At 44.4% G+C, this 7,011-nt stretch carries 8 protein-coding genes; 4 read left to right on the forward strand and 4 right to left on the reverse strand.

From position 1 onward, the window contains the following. Positions 1-352 precede the first annotated feature (352 nt). Both B7Y67_RS19500 and ppx read left to right on the forward strand, forming a co-directional pair. A complete protein-coding gene (locus tag B7Y67_RS19500) occupies positions 353-565 on the forward strand; it encodes a GDCCVxC domain-containing (seleno)protein (protein WP_363927236.1) in 213 nt (70 codons plus the stop codon). 100 nt (positions 566-665) lie between these two features. Then, the gene (gene ppx, locus B7Y67_RS08730; RefSeq protein ID WP_293598310.1) at positions 666-2,231 is read left to right on the forward strand and encodes an exopolyphosphatase; all 1,566 of its coding nucleotides are present in this window, start codon (positions 666-668) and stop codon (positions 2,229-2,231) included. Here ppx and B7Y67_RS08735 read toward each other — a convergent pair whose 3' ends face one another. From B7Y67_RS08735 to B7Y67_RS08750, 4 genes are read right to left on the reverse strand one after another with little or no spacing between them, the layout of a single operon-like run. After that, the gene (locus B7Y67_RS08735; protein WP_293598311.1) at positions 2,232-3,170 is read right to left on the reverse strand and encodes a GNAT family N-acyltransferase; all 939 of its coding nucleotides are present in this window, start codon (positions 3,168-3,170) and stop codon (positions 2,232-2,234) included. It abuts the gene before it with no gap. Between the two features lie 42 nt (positions 3,171-3,212). Further along, positions 3,213-3,617 (reverse strand): diacylglycerol kinase, encoded by a 405-nt coding sequence (locus B7Y67_RS08740; RefSeq protein WP_215303415.1) that lies wholly within the window; start codon positions 3,615-3,617, stop codon positions 3,213-3,215. 9 nt (positions 3,618-3,626) lie between these two features. Further along, positions 3,627-4,655 (reverse strand): glycosyltransferase family 1 protein, encoded by a 1,029-nt coding sequence (locus B7Y67_RS08745; RefSeq protein ID WP_293598312.1) that lies wholly within the window; start codon positions 4,653-4,655, stop codon positions 3,627-3,629. After that, positions 4,652-5,458 carry a UDP-2,3-diacylglucosamine diphosphatase gene (locus B7Y67_RS08750; protein WP_293598315.1) on the reverse strand — a complete coding sequence of 269 codons (807 nt, stop codon included), beginning with the start codon at positions 5,456-5,458 and terminating at the stop codon, positions 4,652-4,654. Before B7Y67_RS08750 ends, B7Y67_RS08745 begins: the two co-directional genes overlap by 4 nt. 85 nt (positions 5,459-5,543) lie before the next feature. Between B7Y67_RS08750 and B7Y67_RS08755 the strand changes: the two genes are divergently transcribed. Next, positions 5,544-6,317 carry a 1-acyl-sn-glycerol-3-phosphate acyltransferase gene (locus B7Y67_RS08755; protein ID WP_293598313.1) on the forward strand — a complete coding sequence of 258 codons (774 nt, stop codon included), beginning with the start codon at positions 5,544-5,546 and terminating at the stop codon, positions 6,315-6,317. Positions 6,318-6,381: 64 nt separating this feature from the next. Continuing rightward, a partial coding sequence (locus B7Y67_RS08760; RefSeq protein ID WP_293598314.1) for a polyphosphate kinase 2 occupies positions 6,382-7,011 on the forward strand: 630 nt, incomplete at its 3' end.

The following is a 7,011-nucleotide window of genomic DNA, read 5'->3' on the forward strand; positions in this document are numbered from 1 at the left end:
AAATGCGCGAGAATCCACTTTAGAAATTTCTTGGGAGTCAGTTACGGGAATGCTTGATAGAAAATATCATGAGCTACTAACTAATTACGTCCCAATGGAAAATTCAAATACTGCGCTTGCTTTAGGTAATGCGTGCATTAAGTAGAGCAGGTTACAGATTCCTTGCTCGCTCTTAATAATGGGGCTTCCTTACTGGATAAAAAAATCCCCAAGCAAGCTTAGGGAAAAAATGCATCATAGGGAGACTCATTTAAAGCAATCTTAGTATGGATAGCTTGTATGGCAATTTAATGAAATTCTAGTTATTCACCATTGTCTTTTTCCTGAAATATTTTCCCGGCATCATTTTAGTGTGAATATATTTAATCAGACACAGCAAGCTATTATTACTTGTCCATATTGCCAAGGTTGCGAGACTTTAGAGATCCCTGAGGGCGGTTCCATGCATCTATACCGTTGCCCGTCGTGTAATGGCCTCTTAAAAGCAAAATCAGATGATTGCTGCATATTGTGTAGTTTTGGTGATCGAAATTGCACTAGTTCCGAGCATAATTTAGCAGCTTAAGCTTTTGCCAGTAGACTAGAGTTCATTTTCATGAATATGTCATGAGAGTTTCATAAAATAGACATATTTAGATTGATCAAACCTATTAGCTGGATGAATTTTGGCTGTTAATAAAGATATTTTAGGAAATGCTCCTCGCGATCTGGTGGCGGCAGTCGACCTTGGGTCGAATAGTTTTCGCATGCTCGTTGCTCAGGTAGTGAAAACACCATCGGGAACTCAGCTGCGCCCCATTGATACTCTGCGGGAGTCTGTGCGTCTTGCGGCCGGTCTTACTGATAACAAGCTATTGGGAAACGATGCCTATCAGCGTGGTCTGACAGCGATTCGTCGCTTTGGTGAGCGTATTCGAGGCTTTGACCCTTCGAAGGTACGCGCTGTTGCTACAAATACCTTGAGGGTAGCAAAAAATGCTCCTAGCTTTATTCGTGATGCCGAAGAAGCTTTAGGTTTCCCTATTGAAGTGATTGCGGGCGTTGAAGAAGCGCGCCTGATTTATATTGGTGCTGCTCATGAGGTCTCTGCTGTCCAGGGAAATCGCTTAGTGGTTGATATTGGTGGCGGCTCTACTGAGTTCATCATCGGTAAAGGCTATGAGCCAAAGTTGATGGAGAGTCTCTATATTGGCTGCGTCTCTCATAGTCTACGGTTTTTCCCTAAAGGCAATATTGATGCTCATGCTTTCAAGGAAGCCGAATTAGCAGCACGCAGAGAGATTCAAGTGATCTCTGGGGCTTACCTTAAAAGCGGTTGGAAACAGGTGATTGGCTCTTCAGGAACTGCGCGTGCTTTGGCAGATCTGATCGCTGAAAATAACTTTAATGGCCAGCAAAGTGAAGGCTTGACCATGGGGCGTGTCAATGGCGCTAGTGGCCTTATTACACGCGATGGCTTGAGAGCCATGAAGAAGCATCTTCTCAAGTACGAAAATCTTAGTCAGGTTGAGCTTCAGGGTCTTAAAGATGATCGTCGATCAGTCTGGCCGGGCGGTTTGGCCATCATGATCGCTGTATTTGATGAACTGGGTATTGAGAGTATGGAAGTTACAGACGCTGCACTGCGGGTGGGAGTCTTATATGACCTGCTAGGCCGATCCCAGCATGACGATATGCGCTTCGTTACGGTTGAGCAGTTTATGCAACGCTATGCCGTTGATCGTGAGCAGGCAAAGAGAGTGGGGATACACGCCGCAGAATTTTTATCTCAACTACCAAAGCCGGACTCTGAGGATCGGGAAGATAACATTGCATTATTGCAATGGGCTGCCAATCTTCATGAAATCGGTTTATCGATTGCCCACAATGGATATCACAAGCATTCAGCTTACATTGCAGGTAATGCAGATATGCCGGGATTTTCGAAGAATGACCAGGCAAGGTTGGCTGCGCTCCTTATAGGCCATGCCGGTAAGCTCGGAAAATTAGCGAATAATTCTAGTTTTAGAGATTGGCGAATGTTGTTCTGCTTGCGCTTGTCTCAGGTGCTTTGCCGCGGTAGGAGTGATATTCAACTTCCCAAAGTCAAGGTATCTGAAGTAGACGGCTCTTATATTGTGAGCCTATCAAAAGATTGGGTTGAGGAGCATCCTTTGACCGAATTTAGTTTGCTAAAGGAAGCGGCCGAGTGGGAACGTATCGGCCGTCCTTATAAAGTAATCTTGCGTTAATTACATAACTAAGAAGTGCTTGGCGTAGCGTGGATTGATTTCAGATAAGCGGAGCATGGTGAGTACGTCTGCAGTATTAAAATCTGGATCCCAGGCTGGCGCACTGCAAATCTTAGCGCCTAACTTAAGGTAGCCTTTAATCAAGGGCGGTGGCTCAACTTGTAAACCGCCATTTAAGCGCTCCAAGGGCAGTGGTAGTCTCGGGAAGGCGTGATTTTCTACTGGAGCCATTTGATCATTGCTCAGTGAGTTGTATAGGCTTGCGGCAAAATGACCGCCGTCTGCCATAGGAATACTTGCACATCCAAGCATGATTTCATAATCGTGTTTTTGCATGTACTGGGCTAGTCCGCTCCACAATGCCATGATGACTGCGCCTGAGCGATAGTCAGCATGAACACATGATCGACCTAATTCAACCATCTTGGGGCGCAAGTGATTGAGGCGAGAAAGATCAAATTCAGAGTCGGAGTAAAGGCGACCAATCTCGGCGGCTTTGTGCGGTGGTAGGACTCGATAGGTACCAACTACCTTCAGTGTCTCTTGATCGCGGATGAGAAGATGGTCGCAGTAGGCGTCAAACTCATCGATATCCAAGTCTTCAGGATGAGCTGGTAGGCTTGCACCCATTTCCTCTGCAAATACTTTGAAACGCAAACGTTGAGCTTCCTTCACTTCCTTAGGATTTGAGGCCCAGCTAATTTGAAAAGCAGGGCGCTTGGCCTTGCTAATTACTTTTTCGTTAACAATCGGCTCGATGGCCAACACTTCGTTACGTGCACGCAAAGCGAACTTTTTACCGAATAATTTCTTGGCAATTTTCTTGGGAAAAAGTTTTTTAATTGCTTTGGCTTTGCTGGTCTTCTCTTTTTTTGGCTTTTGCTCAAATCGCCCATTAAACAGATCAAATGCAGCTAGAGGATTTGGGATATCGGACATGAGTTTCCTTATTTAGGTTAAGTCAATCGTAAAAGGGCTCTGTTACCAATTGATGACAAGAGGGAGGCAAATGGTGGCCCAAAGTAGAGCTGCAATCAGTAATGCCAACATGACTGCAGCTGAGCCAAAGTCTTTAGCTCTTTTAGATAGGTCATGATGATCAAAGGAGATTCGATCAATTGCCGCTTCAACGCTAGAGTTAAGTAGCTCCACCACTAAAACAAGTAGTAGTGATGTAATGAGGATGCATTTTTCAACTGGACTCACTGGCATCCATAATGCTATTGGAGTCAGCAAGGCTAGTAAGGTGAGTTCTTGTCTAAATGCACTCTCCTCTTTAAACGCATATACAATGCCGCACCAAGAGTTTTTTGCAGCATGCCAAGCTCTTGTTAGTCCACGATTTCCTTTGTGTGGATTTTGCTTAATATCGTAAGGGGTAGTCAAAATATCTTCTTAAGCTAAGGCGGTGACATGAACTTGCGCAGAAGGCACAGGTTTGAGGTGTTTGGCAAACTGCTCTGAAGCAGCTCTCCAGGAGAATTTCTCGGCATGTGCTCTGGCAAGCTCACGTGGAATTCGTAAGGCTTGAATACAGGCTTCCCGAAGATCCTCGTGCATTGCACCTGCAGCAGAGTCGCCTAGAACATCAATTGGGCCAGTAACAGGATAGGCGGCAACAGGGGTGCCACAGGCCATAGCTTCCAGTAATACCAAGCCAAAAGTATCGGTTTTGCTGGGGAATACAAATACATCGGCGGCTGCATATACCTTGGCTAATTCATCTTGCTGTAAAACACCTAGGTAATTGATATTGGGATATTTTTGCTTAATCTCTGCCATGGCAGGGCCATCACCAACTACCCACTTAGAGCCTGGTAAATCAATTTCTAAGAATGCATTGATATTTTTTTCTACGGCAACGCGTCCGACGTATAGAAAAATCGGGTGCGCACTATTGAGTGCCTTTGAGTCTTGCATTTTGAAGATGTCTAAATCAACTCCACGCGACCAGAGCACTACATTTTTGAGTCCGTATTCTTCGAGATCATTTTTAACCACAATAGTAGGCGCCATCACTGCCATTGATGGGCCATGGAACCAACGAATAAAGGCATAAGTGATGGCCAGTGGAATTCCGGTGCGTGCTTTCACGTACTCTGGAAAGCGTGTATGGTAGGCGGTAGAAAAGGGTAGATCATTTTTAACCGCATAAGAGCGTGCGGACAAGCCCAATGGCCCCTCAGTAGCGATATGGATCGCATCAGGTGCGAATTCTTTAATTCTGCGTGCCACCTCTTTGCCGGGAAACAGGGATAGCGCAATATCCGGATAAGTAGGGCAGGGAATAGATTTAAAACCAGTCGGTGTGATCATCTCTACTTCGTGACCCATAGCGATTAATTCAGCACGGGTTTGCTTGAGGGTTCTGACAACGCCATTAACTTGAGGATCCCATGCATCGGTAACGATCATAATTTTCATAACACAGCCTCTTTAATAATTATTTCAGCAGTAGATTGATTGGAAACTTCGATTTTTGGCACTGGGTCACCTTTAATGTGTGTCCAGTAAATAATTTTGAGCTCACCCGAAGTGGTTTCGACTAAGGCGGATAAGCTCTCAACCCAATCACCATCGTTGCAATACAGTAAGCCATCGATTTCACGGATCTCGGCTTTATGAATATGGCCACACACTACGCCATCACAATTTCTGAGGCGAGCCTCTCTAGCCATAATATGTTCAAAATCTGCGATGTAGCTCACTGCATTTTTGACTTGATGCTTGAGGTACTGGGAAAGAGACCAGTACTGTAAACCCATCTTTACGCGCAACATATTGAAATAGCGGTTGATATAGAGAATGAATGAATAGAGAGAGTCGCCTACATAGGCAAGCCATTTGGCGTACTGCATCACGCCATCAAACAGATCGCCATGGGTTACCCATAGTTTTCGACCATCTAATAGTGTATGAATCACCTCTTCTTCTACTTTGATATCTCCAAATGACATGCCAAAGTATTGCCTTGCGGCTTCATCATGATTGCCGGGGATATAAATGACTTCTGAGCCCTTACGTGCTTTGCGTAGTAACTTTTGGACTACGTCATTATGTGCTTGAGGCCAGTAGAACGATTGCTTTAGACGCCAGCCGTCGATAATGTCTCCGACCAAGTAAAACTTATCTGCTTCATTGTGTTTTAGAAAATCGAGGAGGTAGTTTGCCTGACACCCTGAAGTTCCTAGGTGTACATCTGAAATCCAAATTGCTCGATAGTGCATCATGAATATGCATTAAGCCCGTCATATATGTATCCTGTGTGACACTTTTAAGTCAGTTTGATGACTTGCTTTATATTCTGAACTTATGACATTTGATGCATTAGCAAATAAAACTTCACCTAGCAAGGCATTTTCTTTTTTGACCTGGGTCAGTATCTTTCTTCATGTGCTTACTGGAGTCTTCATACTGTCTGTGGTATTTCCATGGATTAATCAGTCTAAAAAAGACCATCGCATTCAAATGTGGTCTCAGCGCCTTTTGAGAATTTTTAAGTTAAGGTTGGTTGTCACTGGTCTGGAGAATGTGGCACCTGTGCCTGCTTTATTCGCAGCAAATCATATTTCTTGGTTGGATATTCATGCCATCAATGCCTGTAAACCCATTCGATTTGTTGCCAAGTCAGAGGTAAGATCTTGGCCAATCTTTGGTTGGATGGCAAAGCAATTGGGAACGGTTTTTATTCGAAGAGATAATGCCCGCCATGCTAGGGAAGTTGTTGAGCAGATAGCTGACGTTCTTAATACCGAGTCAATTTGCATCTTTCCAGAGGGGACATCCTCCAATGGTGAACAAGTTCTGCCTTTTAGGCCTAATCTCTTTGAGTCGGCCTTGGCTGCTAAATGCCCGATTTATCCTCTCTCTATACGCTATGTCTGTCAGAAAACGAGTTTAAGGAGCGACTCACCGGCTTTTATTGGGGATATGGGGCTATTGGAATCCATGTCTAGAGTGATTCATGAGCCTGGCTTGCTGGTCCACATACACTTTTTGCAGCCTTATCGAGCCGAGAATTCAAGGGATTCTGATCGTAAGCAGGTGGCAGCTTATTGTCAGGAATCGATCGCCCAAACCCTATAAGCAATATATGTAATAAAAATGTCATACTCTTGGGATAAAAAGATACAACGCCCTAGAGGAATAAATGACATCAAAACATAAAGAGATGGCTGAATGGTATCAGCGTGCTCAAGAAGAAATTCTAGATAGCATGGATGAAGAGCTCGAAATGGAGCTCGATGATGATCGCCTCTCGCAAGATGGTGGTAGTGGCTCTGTTATCCCTCGAAATGTTTACTTTAAGGAATTATTTCGTCTGCAAGGCGAGTTGGTAAAGCTTCAAGACTGGGTAGTGGAGAATAAGCTTAAAGTTGCTGTTTTATTTGAAGGCCGTGATTCTGCTGGTAAGGGTGGTGCTATTAAGAGGATTACCCAGCGACTTAATCCGCGGGTTTGTAAGGTGGTTGCCCTTACGGCACCAAGTGAGCGTGAAAAGACCCAATGGTATTTTCAGCGTTATGTGTCCAATTTACCCGCAGGTGGTGAGATCGTTTTATTTGACCGTAGTTGGTATAACCGTGCTGGCGTTGAGAAGGTCATGGGTTTTTGTACGGACGCTGAGTACGAAGAGTTTTTGCGTACAGTTCCGGAATTTGAGCGGATGATTATTCGTTCTGGAATTATTCTCATCAAATACTGGTTCTCCATTTCTGATGATGAGCAATACAACCGCTTTATGATGCGCATTCATGATCCACTGAAACAGTGGAAGCTT

This window comes from Polynucleobacter sp. 35-46-11 (assembly GCF_002281105.1).

What these genes read in the sequence shown, in the direction of transcription:
- B7Y67_RS08735 (WP_293598311.1), bottom strand. Translation starts at nt 3,170, where the DNA reads ATGTCCGATATCCCAAATCCTCTAGCTGCATTTGATCTGTTTAATGGG.
- B7Y67_RS08745 (WP_293598312.1), bottom strand. Translation starts at nt 4,655, where the DNA reads ATGAAAATTATGATCGTTACCGATGCATGGGATCCTCAAGTTAATGGC.
- B7Y67_RS08750 (WP_293598315.1), bottom strand. Translation starts at nt 5,458, where the DNA reads ATGCACTATCGAGCAATTTGGATTTCAGATGTACACCTAGGAACTTCA.
- B7Y67_RS08755 (WP_293598313.1), top strand. Translation starts at nt 5,544, where the DNA reads ATGACATTTGATGCATTAGCAAATAAAACTTCACCTAGCAAGGCATTT.